The following is a 17,456-nucleotide window of genomic DNA, read 5'->3' as shown; positions in this document are numbered from 1 at the left end:
TTGATAAAAAAAGCATAAAAAAAAGCCGCTAAGCTATTGCATCAAAAATCATCATTATCTAGAATGCGCATCAATTAAGCCGACTTAGCTCAGTAGGTAGAGCAACTGACTTGTAATCAGTAGGTCACCAGTTCGACTCCGGTAGTCGGCACCAGTTTCAAGAATTTCGGTGGGGTTCCCGAGTGGCCAAAGGGAGCAGATTGTAAATCTGCCGGCACTGCCTTCGAAGGTTCGAATCCTTCCCCCACCACCATTTTCAAATAGTTAAATAGCGCTACGAGTAAATAAGTTTTTGCGGGCATCGTATAATGGCTATTACCTCAGCCTTCCAAGCTGATGACGCGGGTTCGATTCCCGCTGCCCGCTCCACACTTCTTGTGTGCTGATATAGCTCAGTTGGTAGAGCGCACCCTTGGTAAGGGTGAGGTCGGCAGTTCGAATCTGCCTATCAGCACCACTCTTCAGTCAATATTTATCAATTTGTTATATACTCAACAAACCCATGTTTGGTTGTGTGGTCGTAATGCCACTAAATACCGTGCCCAGAGGGACTATCCATGTCTAAAGAAAAATTCGAACGCGTAAAACCGCACGTTAACGTTGGTACTATCGGCCACGTTGACCACGGTAAAACAACTCTAACTGCTGCTATCTGTACTACACTTGCAAAAGTGTACGGTGGTGTTGCTAAAGACTTCGCATCTATCGATAACGCTCCAGAAGAGCGCGAGCGTGGTATCACAATCTCAACTTCTCACGTTGAGTACGATACTCCTACTCGTCACTACGCACACGTAGACTGTCCTGGACACGCCGATTATGTTAAAAACATGATCACTGGTGCTGCTCAAATGGATGGTGGTATCCTAGTTGTTGCTGCAACTGATGGTCCTATGCCACAAACACGTGAGCACATCCTACTTGGTCGCCAGGTTGGTATTCCTTACATCATCGTATTCATGAACAAGTGTGACATGGTTGATGATGAAGAACTACTTGAGCTAGTAGAGATGGAAGTTCGTGAACTTCTTTCTGAGTACGATTTCCCAGGTGATGATTGCCCAGTAATCATGGGTTCTGCACTAGGCGCGCTAAACGGCGAAGCTGAGTGGGAAGCTAAGATTGTTGAACTAGCTGAAGCGCTAGATACTTACATTCCAGAGCCAGAGCGTGCTATCGATCTACCATTCATCCTTCCAATCGAAGATGTTTTCTCAATCCAAGGCCGTGGTACTGTTGTAACTGGTCGTATTGAGCAAGGTATCGTTAAAGTTGGTGACGAAGTTGCTATCATCGGTATCGTAGACACTATTACAACTACTTGTACTGGTGTTGAGATGTTCCGTAAGCTTCTTGACGAAGGTCGTGCTGGTGAGAACGTTGGTGTTCTTCTACGTGGTACTAAGCGTGATGACGTTCAACGTGGTCAAGTTCTTGCTAAGCCAGGTTCAATCACTCCACACACAACTTTCACTTCAGAAATCTATGTGCTTTCTAAAGATGAAGGTGGTCGTCACACTCCTTTCTTCAAAGGTTACCGTCCACAGTTCTACTTCCGTACAACTGACGTAACTGGTACTATCGAGTTACCAGAAGGCGTTGAAATGGTAATGCCTGGTGATAACATCTCTATGACTGTTACTCTAATCGCACCTATCGCGATGGATGAAGGTCTACGTTTTGCTATCCGTGAAGGTGGCCGTACAGTTGGTGCTGGTGTTGTTGCGACTATCGTTGCATAAGTTACGCTAATGTCGTTGAATTAAATTTGACGATAGAGCACTAAAAAGGGCATCATTTGATGCCCTTTTTCTACACTTTAACTTTAAATTGAATGTTTTTTGTTCAAAGTGTGGAAGTGAAATTTCGTAAAGATGAAGTTTTTGTAATGTTATTAAAGGCTTAGCCTTTTCCTTCATCCTAGACCTCGCTTAAGCGGGGTTATTTTCGTCTAGATGATTAACACTAGTTACAGGTTGGTTGTATGAAAGCGAATGCCGAAAACCAAGAAAGCGAAAGCAAAATGGATGGCCTGAAATGGGTCGTGGTTTTTGCTTTGCTAGCTGCTGCTGTGGTTGGTAATTACCTATACAGTGATGTTTCTGTTGTTTTGCGCGCTTCTGCCGTAGTTGCCCTTGTGGTTATTGCTGGTATTTTGGCTGCATTGACAGCAAAAGGTAAAGCCGTGGTTACGTTCGCACGTGAATCGCGCATGGAAGTCCGCAAAGTAGTGTGGCCTACTCGTCAGGAAGCTACGCAGACAACCTTTATCGTTCTAGCAGTCACTGTCGTGATGGCATTAGCCCTTTGGGGTATTGATGGCATTATGGTCCGTTTAGTGCGCCTAGTTACTGGCGCGTGAGGTAAGAATTCATGAGCGAAGCTCCAAAAAAACGTTGGTATGTAGTACAGGCTTTTTCAGGTTTTGAAGGCCGTGTAGCACAATCACTACGTGAACATATCAAAATTCATGGTATGGAAGAGCACTTTGACGAGGTTTTAGTACCGACGGAAGAAGTGGTAGAAATGCGTGCTGGTCAACGCCGTAAGAGTGAGCGTAAGTTCTTCCCTGGCTATGTACTTGTGCAAATGGTGATGAACGATGAAACATGGCACCTTGTACGTAGTATCCCTCGTGTAATGGGGTTCATTGGCGGTACATCTGATCGTCCAGCTCCGATTTCTGATAAAGAAGCGGATGCGATCTTAAACCGTCTACAACAAGCTAGTGAATCCCCTGTACATAAAACAGTATTTGAACCTGGTGAAGTGGTACGCGTGACTGATGGTCCGTTTGCTGACTTTAATGGTACGATTGAATCTGTAGATTATGATAAGAGCCGTGTTAAGGTTTCTGTATCAATCTTCGGTCGTGCAACACCAGTAGAGCTTGAATTCGGTCAAATCGAAAAGAACTGATCAAATTCTGTTCAACTCGTATTGTCAGGGGCGTGGAATTAGGCTATAATTTCGCGCCCTTTCGTTAGACGGGGAGTCTGTTTGTTTAAAATAGACGTTTGAACCCAAAATTTAGGTATATAGCAATGGCTAAAAAAGTAGAAGCTTACATCAAGCTGCAAGTTGCAGCTGGTGCAGCGAATCCAAGTCCACCAGTTGGTCCAGCTCTTGGTCAACATGGTGTAAACATCATGGAATTCTGTAAGGCGTTTAACGCTAAGACTGACTCAATCGAGAAAGGTCTTCCGACTCCAGTTGTTATCACTGTTTACAGTGACCGTTCTTTCACGTTCATCACTAAGACACCACCTGCAGCAGTTCTTCTGCTTAAAGCAGCTGGTCTTAAGTCTGGTTCTGGCCGTCCGAACACTGACAAAGTGGGTACTGTAACTGACGCTCAGATCCTAGAGATCGCTGAGACTAAAGCTGCAGACATGACTGGTGCTGACATTGAAGCTATGAAGCGTTCAATTGCTGGTACTGCTCGTTCAATGGGCCTAGTGGTAGAGGGTTAAGATAATGGCTAAACTGACTAAGCGTATGCGCGTTATCCGTGACAAAGTTGATTCTACTCGTGAGTACGATATCAATGAAGCTGTTGCTCTTCTAAAAGAACTAGCTACTGCTAAATTCGTAGAAAGTGTTGACGTTGCCGTTAACCTTGGTATCGATGCACGTAAATCAGACCAAAACGTTCGTGGTGCAACTGTACTACCTAACGGTACTGGTCGTGACATTCGTGTTGCTGTATTTACACAAGGCGCAAACGCTGAAGCTGCTAAAGAAGCTGGCGCTGAGCTTGTAGGTATGGAAGATCTAGCTGCTCTTGTTAAGAAAGGCGAAATGAACTTTGACGTAGTTATCGCATCTCCAGATGCAATGCGCGTTGTAGGTCAACTTGGTACCATTCTTGGTCCACGTGGTCTTATGCCAAACCCTAAAGTTGGTACTGTAACTCCTAACGTTGCTGAAGCAGTTAAAAATGCTAAAGCTGGTCAGGTTCGTTACCGTAACGACAAAAATGGTATCATTCACACTACTATCGGTAAGGTGAACTTTGATGCCGCTCAACTACAAGAGAACCTTGAGTCTCTTCTAGTTGCACTGAAGCGTGCTAAGCCGTCTTCAGCGAAAGGTACTTTCATTAAGAAAGTAAGCATCTCTACCACTATGGGTGCAGGTGTAGCGTTAGATCAGAACTCTCTGAAAGCTAACGTAGCGTAAACTAATTTGCAGAAGCGATAAGTTAGTGTATAATTTGTCGCTTCCGAATTCGTGGCTGAGGTTGATTGGTTTCAATTGACCTCCGTCAAAGACCGTAGGTGTTTTTCGGAACTTAATTTACCTACGTAGACGGTGCCAGAACATGATTGATGTAAGTCTTTTTTGGATCTGCGCCGTAAAACTCTCCTGTCAACCGGCAGTGAGTGGTGTAAATGCTGGGGTGACCCAGAAATTATCCAGGAGCAAATCCAATGGCATTAAATCTTCAAGACAAAAAAGCAATTGTTGCTGAAGTCAACGAAGCTGCCAATGGTGCCCTGTCTGCAGTTGTTGCTGACTCTCGCGGTGTTAGTGTGTGTGCAATGACAACTCTACGTAAACAAGCTCGTGAAGCTGGCGTTTACCTACGAGTTGTTCGTAACACATTAGCACGTCGTGCAGTTGAAGGTACTAACTTTGAATGTCTACAAGACGTTTTCGTTGGTCCTTCACTAATCGGCTTCTCTAATGAGCACCCAGGTGCTGCAGCGCGTCTTTTCAAAGACTTCGCTAAAGAGAATAAAAGCTTCGAGATCAAAGCTGCTGCATTCGAAGGCGCTATTGCCAACGCTGATGTACTAGCAACTCTACCAACTTACGACGAAGCTATCGCACGCCTAATGATGTGCATGAAAGAAGCGTCTGCTGGTAAACTTGTACGTACTATCGCGGCTGTACGTGATCAGAAAGAAGAAGCTGCTGCTTAATTGCCGCACTTTATCTGAACACTATTTAAACTTATTGTTGACTTTAAAAGAGAATTGTTATGTCTATCACTAACGAGCAAATCCTAGACGCAGTTGCAGAAATGTCTGTAATGCAAGTTGTTGAGCTTATCGAAGCTATGGAAGAGAAATTCGGTGTTTCTGCTGCTGCTGCAGTAGTTGCAGGCGGCGCAGCTGCAGAAGCAGCTGAAGAGCAAACTGAATTTGACGTAATCCTAACAGCTGCTGGCCCTAACAAAGTACAAGTTATCAAAGCTGTACGTGGCGCAACTGGTCTTGGTCTTAAAGAAGCTAAAGCTGTAGTTGACGGCGCACCTGCTGCTGTTAAAGAAGGCGTAGATAAAGCTGAAGCTGAAGCTCTTAAAGCTCAATTAGAAGAAGCTGGTGCTTCTGTTGAAGTTAAATAATAATTATTTGATTTCATAGCCATTTATGGCTATTGGCTGGTGGCAAAAATGCCACCGGCCTTTTTGCGCTATAGACCGGTGGTATTTTTACCTTGTTTTGTATCCACTGTCTGCGTGAAAAATATTCTAGTTTTATTGGAATATTCCTACTACAAAAAACAACGATTAGTCACTACCCCCGCATGTGATATGGGGTAGTTTGGATCACTTATCAGCGATCTGAGGAACCTATGGTTTACTCTTATACCGAGAAAAAGCGTATCCGTAAGGATTTTGGTAAGCGTCCACAAGTGTTGGATGCACCATACTTGCTATCGATCCAGCTTGATTCTTTCCAAAAATTTATCGAGCAGGATCCAGAAGGGCATTACGGTCTAGAAGCTGCCTTTCGCTCTGTTTTTCCAATCCAGAGCTATAATGGCAATTCCGAGCTGCAATACGTTAGCTATCGTCTCGGTGAGCCGGTCTTCGATGTCAAAGAATGTCAAATTCGTGGCGTAACTTATTCTGCTCCACTACGCGTGAAGCTACGTCTGGTCATGTATGACCGTGACGCGCCGGCTGGCACCGTAAAAGACATTAAAGAACAAGAAGTTTACATGGGCGAAATTCCGCTCATGACAGATAACGGTACATTCGTTATTAACGGTACCGAGAGGGTTATCGTATCTCAGCTGCACCGTAGTCCTGGTGTATTCTTTGACAGCGATAAGGGTAAAACCCACTCCTCAGGTAAAGTGTTATATAACGCTCGTGTTATTCCTTACCGTGGTTCATGGTTGGATTTCGAGTTCGATCCTAAGGATAATGTTTTCGTACGTATCGACCGTCGTCGTAAATTACCTGCGTCTATTATCCTTCGCGCACTTAACTACACAACTGAACAGATTCTTGACATGTTCTTCGATAAGATTAATTTCGAAGTTCGTGGTAAGTCTTTAGTTATGGAGTTGGTACCTGATCGTCTACGTGGTGAAACTGCAAGCTTTGATATCGAAGCAAACGGTACAGTTTACGTAGAGCAAGGTCGTCGTATCACTGCTCGTCATATTCGTCAATTGGCGAAAGATGGCATTGATAGTATCGAAGTACCTGTTGAATATATCGTTGGCAAAATTGCATCTCGTGATTATATCAACGAAGAAACTGGCGAACTGATTGTTACGGCTAACCAAGAATTAAGCTTGGAAGCACTAGCACTTCTATCTCAGGCTGGTCATAAATCTATTGAAGTTCTATTTACGAATGATTTAGATCACGGCCCGTACATGTCAGACACACTACGTGTGGATAACAGTACTGACCGCCTAAGTGCATTGGTAGAAATCTACCGTATGATGCGCCCTGGCGAGCCACCAACACGTGAAGCAGCTGATCAATTATTTGAAAGCTTGTTCTTCTCAGAAGATCGTTACGATCTTTCTGCTGTTGGTCGTATGAAGTTCAACAGTTCTCTTCTTCGTGAAGAAACAACTGGTCCTGGTATTTTGAGCAACGACGACATCATTGATGTGATGAAGAAGTTGATCGATATCCGTAACGGTAAAGGCGAGGTTGATGATATCGACCACCTTGGTAACCGTCGTATTCGCTCTGTGGGCGAAATGGCTGAAAACCAATTCCGTGTAGGTCTAGTTCGTGTTGAGCGTGCTGTTAAAGAGCGTCTAAGTTTAGGCGATCTTGATGCAATCATGCCTCAAGACCTGATTAATGCGAAGCCTATTTCTGCGGCAGTGAAAGAGTTCTTTGGCTCTTCTCAGTTGTCACAGTTTATGGACCAGAACAACCCGTTGTCAGAAGTTACTCACAAACGTCGTATCTCGGCGCTTGGTCCAGGTGGTCTGACTCGTGAACGTGCTGGCTTTGAGGTTCGAGACGTACACGCGACTCACTACGGTCGTCTATGTCCTATCGAAACTCCTGAAGGTCCAAACATCGGTCTAATCAACTCGCTATCTGTATTTGCGCGTTGTAACCCTTACGGTTTCTTGGAAACACCTTACCGTAAAGTTGTTGACGGAAAAGTTTCGGACGAAATCGAATACCTATCAGCAATTGAAGAAGGTCTATACGTTATTGCACAGGCAAACGCCGCGCTTAACGAAGATGGTTCTTTTGCTGACGAACTGATCACTGCGCGTCAGAAAGGCGATTCAGGTTTGCACCCACGCGACCATGTTCAATACATGGACGTTGCAACCAACCAGGTTGTATCTGTGGCGGCATCGCTAATCCCGTTCCTAGAACACGATGATGCTAACCGTGCCCTTATGGGTGCGAACATGCAACGTCAGGCCGTTCCTACTATCCGTGCTGATAAGCCGTTAGTTGGTACTGGTATTGAACGTCAAATCGGTGTTGATTCAGGTGTAACTGCTGTTGCTAAACGTGGCGGCCAAGTTCAGTCTGTAGATGCTTCTCGTATCGTTATCAAAGTTAACGAAGACGAGTTGATTCCTGGTGAAGCAGGTATCGACATCTATAACCTAACTAAGTACACCCGTTCTAACCAGAACACATGTATTAACCAGCGTCCAACCGTACTACCTGGCGAGCCAGTAGCACGTGGTGATGTACTTGCTGATGGTCCTTCAACAGACCTTGGTGAGCTAGCGCTTGGTCAAAACATGCGTATCGCATTCATGCCTTGGAACGGTTATAACTTCGAAGACTCCATCTTGGTTTCTGAGCGTGTAGTTCAGGAAGATCGTTTCACAACTATCCATATTCAAGAGCTTTCTTGTGTGGCTCGTGATACGAAGTTGGGTTCTGAAGAAATCACTGCCGATATCCCTAACGTGGGTGAAGCAGCGCTTTCTAAGTTAGACGAATCAGGTATCGTTTACATCGGTGCGGAAGTGAAGGGTGGCGACATCCTAGTTGGTAAAGTGACACCTAAGGGTGAAACGCAACTGACTCCTGAAGAGAAGCTTCTACGAGCTATCTTTGGTGAAAAAGCTTCTGACGTTAAAGATTCATCTTTACGTGTTCCTGGTAGTGTTACTGGTACGATTATTGACGTACAAGTGTTCACTCGTGATGGCGTAGAGAAAGACAAGCGTGCTCTTGAAATTGAAGAGATGCAGCTGAAAGAAGCGAAGAAAGATATCACAGAAGAATTCCAGATCCTTGAGGGTGGTCTTCTTGCTCGTGTTCGTACGCTTCTATTATCTGCAGGTTACGGCGAAGAGAAAATCTCTTCAATGAACCGCGATACATTGTTTGCACAAACGCTTGACGATGAATCAGAACAAAACCTATTGGAACAGCTTGCAGAACAGTATGATGAACTGAAAGCTGAGTTCGATAAGAAGTTTGAAACTAAGCGTCGTAAAATCACTCAGGGTGATGACTTAGCGCCTGGCGTACTTAAGATTGTTAAAGTATACCTAGCTGTTCGTCGTCGTATCCAACCTGGTGATAAGATGGCAGGTCGTCACGGTAACAAGGGTGTAATCTCTAAGATTAACCCTGTTGAAGACATGCCATACGATGAAAAAGGTCAAACGGTTGATATCGTACTAAACCCATTGGGTGTACCGTCACGTATGAACATCGGTCAGATCCTTGAGACTCACTTAGGTCTTGCGGCGAAAGGTATCGGTGACAAACTTAACGATATGCTGAAAGAACAGCAGGAGTTACACAAGTTCCGTAACTTCCTACAACGTGTTTACAATCTAGGCGATACTCGCCAGAAGGTTGACATTGCTGAACTATCAGACGACGAAGTACGTACACTTGTACAAAACCTTCGTAAAGGTCTACCTATTGCAACTCCTGTATTTGATGGCGCACCTGAATCATCAATTAAAGAATTGCTACAATTAGGTGGTCTACCAACGTCTGGTCAGCTGAAGTTGTTTGATGGCCGTACTGGTGACCCGTTTGAGCGTCCTGTAACTGTTGGTTACATGTACATGCTTAAACTGAACCACTTGGTTGATGACAAGATGCACGCCCGTTCTACCGGTTCTTACAGCCTTGTTACTCAGCAGCCGCTGGGTGGTAAAGCTCAGTTCGGTGGTCAGCGTTTCGGTGAGATGGAAGTGTGGGCGCTTGAAGCATATGGCGCAGCATACACCCTTCAAGAAATGCTAACCGTTAAGTCAGATGACGTTAACGGCCGTACGAAGATGTATAAAAACATCGTTGACGGTGATCATCGTATGGAACCTGGTATGCCGGAATCATTCAACGTATTGTTGAAAGAAATCCGCTCGTTGGGTATCAACATCGAGCTGGAAGACGAGTAAGTTTTAGGTTAGTCACCTATACTTATTAGTTACTCCGGTATAAATATGAAGGCGCCAGTAGTCCTGGCGCCTTTATGGGTCAACTCCTCACAGGAGCCGAATGTGAAAGACTTACTTAAGTTTCTGAAAGCACAACATAAGACCGAAGAATTTGATGCTATCAAAATCGGTCTAGCTTCACCTGACATGATTCGTTCATGGTCTTTTGGTGAAGTTAAAAAGCCAGAAACAATCAACTATCGTACCTTCAAGCCTGAGCGTGACGGTCTTTTCTGTGCACGTATCTTTGGCCCAGTAAAAGACTACGAGTGTCTTTGTGGCAAGTACAAGCGCTTGAAGCACCGTGGTGTGATCTGTGAAAAATGTGGTGTTGAAGTTACTCAGACTAAAGTACGCCGTGAGCGTATGGGTCACATTGAGCTTGCTTCACCTGTTGCCCACATCTGGTTCTTAAAGTCACTACCATCTCGTATCGGTTTGTTAATGGACATGCCTCTACGTGATATCGAACGTGTACTTTACTTTGAATCATACGTTGTTATCGAACCTGGTATGACCAACCTTGAGCGTAGCCAGCTGCTTTCTGAAGAGCAGTACTTGGATGCACTTGAAGAGTGGGGCGACGAGTTCGACGCGAAGATGGGCGCAGAAGCGGTTAAAGCACTTTTAGGCAACATGGACCTAAATGCTGAAATCGAAAACATGCGTGAAGAGCTAGAAGAAACTAACTCTGAAACTAAGCGTAAAAAATTAACCAAGCGTCTTAAATTGGTTGAAGCATTCCTACAGTCTGGAAACAACCCTGAGTGGATGATCCTGTCTGTACTGCCAGTATTACCGCCGGATCTTCGTCCGTTGGTACCACTAGACGGCGGCCGTTTCGCGACTTCAGATCTTAACGATCTTTACCGTCGTGTAATTAACCGTAACAACCGTCTGAAGCGTCTACTTGACCTGGCTGCTCCTGATATCATCGTACGTAACGAAAAGCGTATGTTGCAGGAATCTGTTGATGCATTACTAGATAACGGTCGTCGTGGCCGCGCTATCACAGGCTCTAACAAGCGTCCTCTGAAATCTTTGGCTGATATGATCAAAGGTAAGCAGGGTCGTTTCCGTCAGAACTTGCTTGGTAAGCGTGTTGACTACTCTGGTCGTTCTGTTATCACCGTAGGTCCATACCTGCGTTTGCATCAGTGTGGTCTTCCTAAGAAGATGGCACTTGAGCTATTTAAGCCATTCATCTATGGCAAGCTAGAGACTCGTGGTCTTGCGACTACAATCAAAGCTGCTAAGAAGATGGTTGAGCGCGAAGAAGCGATTGTTTGGGATATCCTAGACGAAGTTATTCGTGAACACCCAGTAATGCTAAACCGTGCACCAACATTGCACCGTCTTGGTATTCAGGCGTTTGAACCAATCCTTATCGAAGGTAAAGCGATTCAGCTTCACCCACTAGTGTGTGCGGCATACAACGCCGACTTCGATGGTGACCAGATGGCGGTTCACTTGCCATTGACTCTAGAAGCGCAGCTAGAAGCTCGTGCTTTGATGATGTCTACTAACAACATCCTTTCACCTGCATCAGGTGATCCGATCATCGTACCTTCTCAGGACGTTGTATTGGGTCTTTACTACATGACGCGTGAGAAAATAAACGCGAAGGGTGAAGGCATGTACCTTGCTGGACCAGCGGAAGCTGAGAAAGCATACCTTACTAAAAACGCAGAGCTACATGCTCGCGTTAAAGTACGTATTACAGAATTTGTGAAAGACGAGCAGGGTAACTTTATTGAGAATACTCAATTAGTTGATACTACTGTTGGTCGCGCAATGCTATGGCCTATCGTTCCTAAAGGTCTGCCATTTAGCCTTGTAAACACTGAAGCACTTGGTAAGAAGCAAATTTCTAAACTTCTTAACACCTGTTACCGTAAGCTTGGTATGAAAGAGACTGTTGTCTTTGCTGACCAAATTATGTACACAGGTTTTGCTTACGCGGCACTTTCTGGTGTATCTGTTGGTATCGACGATATGGTTGTACCTGCGGCTAAGTACACTAAGATCGCTGAAGCTGAAGCAGAAGTTGCTGAAATTCAAGAACAGTTCCAGTCAGGTCTTGTGACTGCTGGTGAACGTTACAACAAAGTTATCGATATCTGGGCTACAGCTAACGAACAAGTTGCTAAAGCGATGATGGATAACCTGTCTTTTGAAACTGTTATTAACCGTGACGGCGTAGAAGAACAGCAAAAATCGTTCAACAGTGTATACATGATGGCCGATTCTGGTGCGCGTGGTTCTGCTGCACAGATTCGTCAGTTGGCGGGTATGCGTGGTCTGATGGCTAAGCCGGATGGCTCAATCATCGAAACGCCGATCACTGCGAACTTCCGTGAAGGTCTAAACGTACTCCAGTACTTTATTTCTACGCACGGTGCTCGTAAGGGTCTAGCGGATACGGCACTTAAGACAGCGAACTCCGGTTACCTAACGCGTCGTCTAGTAGACGTTGCGCAAGACGTAGTAATCACAGCAGATGACTGTGGTACTTACGCTGGTATCACCATGATGCCTCTAATCGAGGGTGGTGATGTTAAGGAACAACTAGGTGATCGTGTTCTAGGTCGTGTTGTTGCTGAAGACGTTCTACTTCCTGGTACAGAAGAAGTTCTAGCTCCTCGTAATACACTTCTTGATGAGAAGTGGTGTGAGATCCTAGAAGCTAACTCTGTTGACCAAGTTAAAGTACGTTCTGTAGTAACGTGTGAAAACGATTTCGGTTGTTGTAAGTTCTGTTACGGTCGTGACCTTGCTCGTGGTCACCTGATCAACTCAGGTGAAGCAGTAGGTGTTGTTGCAGCGCAGTCTATCGGTGAACCTGGTACACAGCTAACAATGCGTACGTTCCACATCGGTGGTGCGGCATCAGCAGCAGCAGCAGATAATAAGATCGTAGTGAAAACTACGGGTTCTATGAAGCTGCATAATGCGAAGTTCGTAACTAACAATGCTGGTAAGCTTGTAATTACTTCTCGTGCATCTGAGCTAAGTATCATTGATAAGCTTGGTCGTACGAAAGAAAACTACAAACTGTCTTACGGTACGTTGCTAACTAAAGGTGATGGCGCCGAGGTTGTTGCTGGTGAAACAGTAGCAAACTGGGAAGCACACACCATGCCAATCATCACTGAAGTGGCTGGTCGTATCCAGTTCGTTGATATGATTGATGGCGTAACAGTTTCTCGTCAAACAGATGATCTAACAGGTCTATCTTCAAGCGAAGTAACTGATCCAGCAGCACGCCCAGCAGCAGGTAAAGATATGCGTCCAGCTATCAAACTTGTTGATGCTGATGGTAACGATGTAATGATCCCTGGTACTGATATGCCAGCTCAATACTTCTTACCTGGTAAGGCGATTGTTCAGCTTGATGACGGCGCAATGGTTGGTATCGGTGATACATTATCTCGTATTCCACAGAAATCTAGTGGTAACCGAGATATCACGGGTGGTCTACCACGCGTAGCTGACTTGTTCGAAGCGCGTAAGCCTAAAGAACCAGCTATCTTAGCTGAAATTACTGGTGCAGTATCGTTCGGTAAAGAGACTAAAGGTAAGCGTCGTTTAATTATCACGCCAACTGATGGTCAGCCGTACGAAGAGATGATCCTGAAGCATCGCCAACTTAACGTTTTCGAAGGTGAAAAAGTTGAGAAGGGTGACGTAATTGCTGATGGTCCAGAAACTCCGCACGATATTCTACGTCTACGTGGTGTTCACGCAGTTGCAGAATATATCGTTAACGAAGTTCAGGAAGTTTACCGTCTACAAGGCGTTAAGATTAATGATAAGCACATTGAGACTATCATTCGTCAAATGCTACGTAAGGTAACTATCACTGTTAAGGGTGATTCAGATTTCCTAGAAGGCGAGCAAGTTGAATTCTCTCGCGTAACGATTGCTAACCGTCAGCTTGAAGCTGAAGGTAAGACACCAGTAAGTTTCTCACGTGACTTACTAGGTATCACTAAAGCATCGCTTGCGACTGAGTCATTCATCTCAGCAGCATCGTTCCAGGAAACAACTCGCGTACTAACAGAAGCAGCTGTTTCTGGTAAGCGTGATGAGCTACGTGGTCTGAAAGAAAACGTAATCGTGGGTCGTTTGATCCCAGCGGGTACAGGTTTCTCTTATCACCAACGTCGCCAGAATCAACGTAATGTTGAACTGGAGCCAGTAGCACCACAAGTTGATGCAGAGCAAGCCTCTCAAGACTTAGCGGCACTATTGAATGCAGGTCTTAACGACGAGAATTAATTCTTGGCGTGACTGATTCTAAAAGGCATCCTTCGGGGTGCCTTTTTTATTGGCTGTTATTTAGGTTGTGAGAGAAATAATCCTAAGGTGCGAGGTGCGAGGTGCGAGGTGCGAGGTGCGAGGTGCGAGGTGCGAGGTGCGAGGTGCGAGGTGCAAATAAATAAGTGGCAGTCACAAACTGCCACAATAATGCGTGAGTTGCGATTGCTCTGGGTGGTTATGCACCAGGAGGACAAGCAAGACTATCGCTGATTAATTCAATCAATTGATCTTCTAGTGCGAAGCGAGATTCCATTAGTTCGCCAACTTGTGATAAATCATTATCAAGGGTGTCTAATGGATCATTATCATTGATAGCGCCGTAGCGATCATTGAAATTTAATAATGGTTCAGTGGTTAAGGTGATTTTTGCATAAAGTGCAGACATTTCTTCGGTTGGCGAAAAGCCTGTTTGATGCCAGCGTTCCATTACGTTATCGTAAATCTTGAAGTGGCCCGCTGAAATATAATCGACGAGATCTTCACTAAACAAACATAGTTTGGACGCGGTAGGTAGATGACGATTATCATCATTGGGAGTGATACCGATTAGCTTACAGTAATCGATTAGCAGTTGTTGGCGCATCATTAGCCATTGATCAATAACATCGTTATGGCCGCCCCATTCTTTCTTAACTTGTTCAAATTTACTAAGCATGAGCACATCCTCATGATCTATCAGCATCTTAATTGGATGCTTGTGCGATCCGGCTCTTGATATAAGAGATATGGTTTCGGATAAATATTCCGTTTCAAGATTAGATTGCCAGTAAATTTACGCCGCTGCAAGGATGAAAGTAATAAAAATGTTAAAAAATGAGAATCAGGCTTATTGGTGTGTGATTAGGAATGACAAGTTATTGTTACAAAACGGGTGTTTGCCTTTATGTTCGAGTGAACAACTCATTTGTAGCACTATAACTAAACGAATTATTGGTTATTTTGGATCGTTACCTGTGTATTGGCTGGTTGAAGAAAGTGGCTTTGATGATACTAGTTTCTTTAGCTTAAGAGAGTTACTGGGCTGTGATAGTGCGTTATTTGCGTTAGCAGGCAGAGCGATTCAATTGAACTATATGCTCCAAAGCCAGCGTTTTTGTTGTCATTGCGGCCATCGAATGCAATTAGACACTAAGGTATTGGCTATGGCTTGTAATCACTGCAATAGTCTTCATTATCCTCGCGTTTCACCGTGTGTCATTGTCGCGGTTCGTAAAGGTCAGCAATTATTATTGGCGCAGCATCCTCGGCATAAAACTGGAATGTATACCGTGATTGCAGGATTTATTGAACCAGGTGAAACTGCCGAACAATGTGTTGCTCGTGAGGTGCTAGAAGAAACCGGTATTACTGTTAAAAATATTCGTTATTTTGATAGTCAGCCGTGGGCATTTCCCTCTAATTTAATGCTTGGGTTTATTGCCGACTATGCTGGTGGTGAGATTAAACCTGACTACGAAGAATTGACTGATGCAATTTGGGCCACCGTAGAGCAGTTACCTGAGGTGGCACCTGTGGGGACGATTGCTCGACGACTTATCGACACTGTTTTGAGATTGAATGCTGAAAATGTTCCTCATTAATCAAAGCCTGTCGAACAATTGCACTCGGTTGTTAAGATTAATGAGTGCTACAATATGACGCAGAATTAACCCGTGGAGTCTCAAATGAGCGAATTAAAAAATGACCGCTATCTACGTGCATTACTAAAGCAGCCCGTAGATTGCACACCTGTATGGATGATGCGTCAGGCTGGCCGTTACCTACCTGAGTATCGTGCGACACGTGGTGTTGCTGGTGACTTCATGTCGCTATGTAAAAATGCTGAACTAGCTAGTGAAGTAACGCTACAACCTTTAAAGCGTTTTCCATTAGATGCGGCAATTTTATTTTCTGATATTTTAACCATTCCTGATGCAATGGGATTAGGACTATATTTTGAAGCAGGTGAAGGCCCTAAATTTAGTCATCCAATTACTTGCAAAGCTGATGTAGAACGCATTGGTATTCCTGATCCTGAAGGTGAGTTGCAGTATGTGATGAATGCGGTACGCCAAATTCGCCACGATCTTCAAGGTGAAGTGCCATTGATTGGCTTTTCTGGTAGTCCGTGGACATTAGCCACTTACATGGTTGAAGGTGGTAGTTCTAAGGCATTTACTAAAATCAAGAAGATGATGTATGCCGAGCCACAAACATTGCACTTATTACTAGATAAACTAGCCGATAGTGTGATTGAGTATTTAAATGCTCAAATCAAAGCTGGTGCTCAAGCGGTGATGGTATTTGATACTTGGGGTGGTGTATTAACCCCACGTGATTACAATGAATTTTCACTGCGCTATATGCATAAAATTGTCGATGGCTTAATTCGTGAGAATGACGGTCGTCGAGTGCCAGTGACTCTATTTACTAAAAATGGCGGTATGTGGTTAGAGCAAATTGCAGCGACAGGTTGTGATGCGATTGGCTTAGATTGGACGATTGATATTAGCGATGCTAAACGTCGTGTTGGTGATAAAGTTGCCCTTCAAGGTAATATGGATCCATCAGTGCTTTATGCTCAGCCTGAACGTATTCGTCAAGAAGTAGCCACTATCCTTGAAGGTTTTGGTGATGGCGGTACTGGTCATGTATTCAACTTAGGTCATGGTATTCACCTTGATGTGCCGCCTGAAAACGCCGGTGTGTTTGTGGATGCGGTACATGAGCTTTCAAAGCCATACCATAAGTAATTATCACTTAGCAGTGAGTACTAAGGTACGAGTTGTTAGTTGGTATTGAAAAATAAAACCCAGACCTTTTCGGTGTGGGTTTTTTGTTATTGGAATAAAACCAGTGATGCTTTTTGATGAATTATTTCTATTCTTCATTATCTGCTATTTCTTGGTTAGATATTTTCCCTAGGTGCTGGTGGACATAGTGACGGATATACGGCACCACATCAGTTTCAAACCAAGGATTTTTTTTGAGCCAGATACTATTTCGTGGTGATGGATGAGGTAAGGGAATAAATCGTGGTGCCCATTGCTGCCAAGCCGCCACGGTTGCAGTTAATGTGGCTGGTTTATCTGCTAAATAAAAATTTTGGGCGTATTGGCCAATGAGTAAGGTCATTCCTATATTTGGTAACAGCGGTAACAGTTGTGGGTGCCAATGGGGAGCACAGACTTTGCGGGGTGGCAGATCGCCTGATTTTCCTTTGCCAGGATAGCAGAGCCCCATCGGGATTATTGCAATTTGGCTTGGGTCATAAAATGTATCGCTATCGAGATCAAGCCAACGGCGCAGACGCTCACCACTGGCATCATTCCAAGGAATACCACTTTGATGGACTTTTATTCCAGGGGCTTGGCCGATGATAAGTAATTTCGCTTGTTGATGCGCTTGAATAATAGGTCTTGGCCCTAATGGAAGATCTAGGCAGATCTTACATTGGCGAGCTTGATCTAGAATGTTGCTTAAATGTAGTATTGTCATATTAATAA

General features: G+C 44.4%; 13 protein-coding genes and 4 tRNA genes. 15 read left to right on the top strand and 2 right to left on the bottom strand.

Features of this window, described 5'->3' with window-relative positions; genetic code table 11:
• Nucleotides 1–78 precede the first annotated feature (78 nt).
• The 13 genes from PPBDW_RS14690 to rpoC all read left to right on the top strand — a co-directional run bounded on the left by PPBDW_RS14690 (nt 79) and on the right by rpoC (nt 13,929).
• Nucleotides 79–154: transfer RNA gene (locus PPBDW_RS14690), tRNA-Thr, on the top strand.
• Nucleotides 155–168: 14 nt separating this feature from the next.
• A tRNA-Tyr gene (locus PPBDW_RS14685) sits at nt 169–253 on the top strand.
• 41 nt (nt 254–294) lie between these two features.
• A tRNA-Gly gene (locus PPBDW_RS14680) sits at nt 295–369 on the top strand.
• 12 nt (nt 370–381) lie between these two features.
• Nucleotides 382–457: transfer RNA gene (locus PPBDW_RS14675), tRNA-Thr, on the top strand.
• 100 nt (nt 458–557) lie between these two features.
• Nucleotides 558–1,742 (top strand): elongation factor Tu, encoded by a 1,185-nt coding sequence (tuf, locus tag PPBDW_RS14670; protein WP_036788969.1) that lies wholly within the window; start codon nt 558–560, stop codon nt 1,740–1,742.
• A gap of 242 nt (nt 1,743–1,984) precedes the next feature.
• On the top strand, nt 1,985–2,362 hold the full coding sequence (gene secE, locus PPBDW_RS14665) for a preprotein translocase subunit SecE (RefSeq protein ID WP_036788967.1): 378 nt from the start codon (nt 1,985–1,987) through the stop codon (nt 2,360–2,362).
• Between the two features lie 11 nt (nt 2,363–2,373).
• Nucleotides 2,374–2,919, top strand: a complete 546-nt coding sequence (gene nusG / locus PPBDW_RS14660; protein WP_036788965.1) for a transcription termination/antitermination protein NusG — start codon at nt 2,374–2,376, stop codon at nt 2,917–2,919.
• A 125-nt stretch (nt 2,920–3,044) separates the two neighbouring features.
• Nucleotides 3,045–3,473, top strand: a complete 429-nt coding sequence (rplK, locus tag PPBDW_RS14655; RefSeq protein ID WP_036788963.1) for a 50S ribosomal protein L11 — start codon at nt 3,045–3,047, stop codon at nt 3,471–3,473.
• A gap of 4 nt (nt 3,474–3,477) precedes the next feature.
• Nucleotides 3,478–4,182 (top strand): 50S ribosomal protein L1, encoded by a 705-nt coding sequence (rplA, locus tag PPBDW_RS14650; protein WP_036788961.1) that lies wholly within the window; start codon nt 3,478–3,480, stop codon nt 4,180–4,182.
• 251 nt (nt 4,183–4,433) lie between these two features.
• Nucleotides 4,434–4,928: a 50S ribosomal protein L10 gene (gene rplJ / locus PPBDW_RS14645; protein WP_036788959.1), complete on the top strand. Its 495-nt coding sequence runs from the start codon at nt 4,434–4,436 to the stop codon at nt 4,926–4,928.
• A gap of 59 nt (nt 4,929–4,987) precedes the next feature.
• Entirely contained in the window at nt 4,988–5,353 is a 366-nt protein-coding gene (rplL, locus tag PPBDW_RS14640; protein ID WP_036788958.1) for a 50S ribosomal protein L7/L12, read from the top strand.
• Nucleotides 5,354–5,583: 230 nt separating this feature from the next.
• Nucleotides 5,584–9,609 carry a DNA-directed RNA polymerase subunit beta gene (gene rpoB / locus PPBDW_RS14635; RefSeq protein WP_036788956.1) on the top strand — a complete coding sequence of 1,342 codons (4,026 nt, stop codon included), beginning with the start codon at nt 5,584–5,586 and terminating at the stop codon, nt 9,607–9,609.
• A gap of 102 nt (nt 9,610–9,711) precedes the next feature.
• The gene (gene rpoC, locus PPBDW_RS14630; RefSeq protein WP_036788954.1) at nt 9,712–13,929 is read left to right on the top strand and encodes a DNA-directed RNA polymerase subunit beta'; all 4,218 of its coding nucleotides are present in this window, start codon (nt 9,712–9,714) and stop codon (nt 13,927–13,929) included.
• A 217-nt stretch (nt 13,930–14,146) separates the two neighbouring features.
• On the opposite strand, the gene PPBDW_RS14625 is transcribed toward rpoC, so the two are convergent.
• The gene (locus PPBDW_RS14625) at nt 14,147–14,626 is read right to left on the bottom strand and encodes an Rsd/AlgQ family anti-sigma factor (RefSeq protein WP_036788952.1); all 480 of its coding nucleotides are present in this window, start codon (nt 14,624–14,626) and stop codon (nt 14,147–14,149) included.
• 148 nt (nt 14,627–14,774) lie between these two features.
• Between PPBDW_RS14625 and nudC the strand changes: the two genes are divergently transcribed.
• Both nudC and hemE read left to right on the top strand, forming a co-directional pair.
• The gene (nudC, locus tag PPBDW_RS14620; protein WP_036788950.1) at nt 14,775–15,551 is read left to right on the top strand and encodes an NAD(+) diphosphatase; all 777 of its coding nucleotides are present in this window, start codon (nt 14,775–14,777) and stop codon (nt 15,549–15,551) included.
• An 84-nt stretch (nt 15,552–15,635) separates the two neighbouring features.
• The gene (hemE, locus tag PPBDW_RS14615) at nt 15,636–16,703 is read left to right on the top strand and encodes a uroporphyrinogen decarboxylase (protein ID WP_036788948.1); all 1,068 of its coding nucleotides are present in this window, start codon (nt 15,636–15,638) and stop codon (nt 16,701–16,703) included.
• Between the two features lie 127 nt (nt 16,704–16,830).
• On the opposite strand, the gene PPBDW_RS14610 is transcribed toward hemE, so the two are convergent.
• The gene (locus PPBDW_RS14610) at nt 16,831–17,448 is read right to left on the bottom strand and encodes a uracil-DNA glycosylase family protein (RefSeq protein ID WP_036788946.1); all 618 of its coding nucleotides are present in this window, start codon (nt 17,446–17,448) and stop codon (nt 16,831–16,833) included.
• Nucleotides 17,449–17,456: the final 8 nt, after the last annotated feature.

Source organism: Photobacterium kishitanii (assembly GCF_000613045.3).
GTDB classification, from domain to species: domain Bacteria; phylum Pseudomonadota; class Gammaproteobacteria; order Enterobacterales; family Vibrionaceae; genus Photobacterium; species Photobacterium kishitanii.
This window is presented reverse-complemented; position numbering and strand designations above follow the sequence as displayed.

Bases quoted from the DNA above. Each gene is read 5' to 3' on its own strand.
- hemE (WP_036788948.1), top strand. From the start codon at position 15,636: ATGAGCGAATTAAAAAATGACCGCTATCTACGTGCATTACTAAAGCAG.
- rplL (WP_036788958.1), top strand. From the start codon at position 4,988: ATGTCTATCACTAACGAGCAAATCCTAGACGCAGTTGCAGAAATGTCT.
- rplA (WP_036788961.1), top strand. From the start codon at position 3,478: ATGGCTAAACTGACTAAGCGTATGCGCGTTATCCGTGACAAAGTTGAT.
- PPBDW_RS14610 (WP_036788946.1), bottom strand. From the start codon at position 17,448: ATGACAATACTACATTTAAGCAACATTCTAGATCAAGCTCGCCAATGT.
- rplK (WP_036788963.1), top strand. From the start codon at position 3,045: ATGGCTAAAAAAGTAGAAGCTTACATCAAGCTGCAAGTTGCAGCTGGT.
- PPBDW_RS14625 (WP_036788952.1), bottom strand. From the start codon at position 14,626: ATGCTTAGTAAATTTGAACAAGTTAAGAAAGAATGGGGCGGCCATAAC.
- secE (WP_036788967.1), top strand. From the start codon at position 1,985: ATGAAAGCGAATGCCGAAAACCAAGAAAGCGAAAGCAAAATGGATGGC.
- tuf (WP_036788969.1), top strand. From the start codon at position 558: ATGTCTAAAGAAAAATTCGAACGCGTAAAACCGCACGTTAACGTTGGT.
- nusG (WP_036788965.1), top strand. From the start codon at position 2,374: ATGAGCGAAGCTCCAAAAAAACGTTGGTATGTAGTACAGGCTTTTTCA.
- rpoB (WP_036788956.1), top strand. From the start codon at position 5,584: ATGGTTTACTCTTATACCGAGAAAAAGCGTATCCGTAAGGATTTTGGT.
- nudC (WP_036788950.1), top strand. From the start codon at position 14,775: ATGTTAAAAAATGAGAATCAGGCTTATTGGTGTGTGATTAGGAATGAC.
- rplJ (WP_036788959.1), top strand. From the start codon at position 4,434: ATGGCATTAAATCTTCAAGACAAAAAAGCAATTGTTGCTGAAGTCAAC.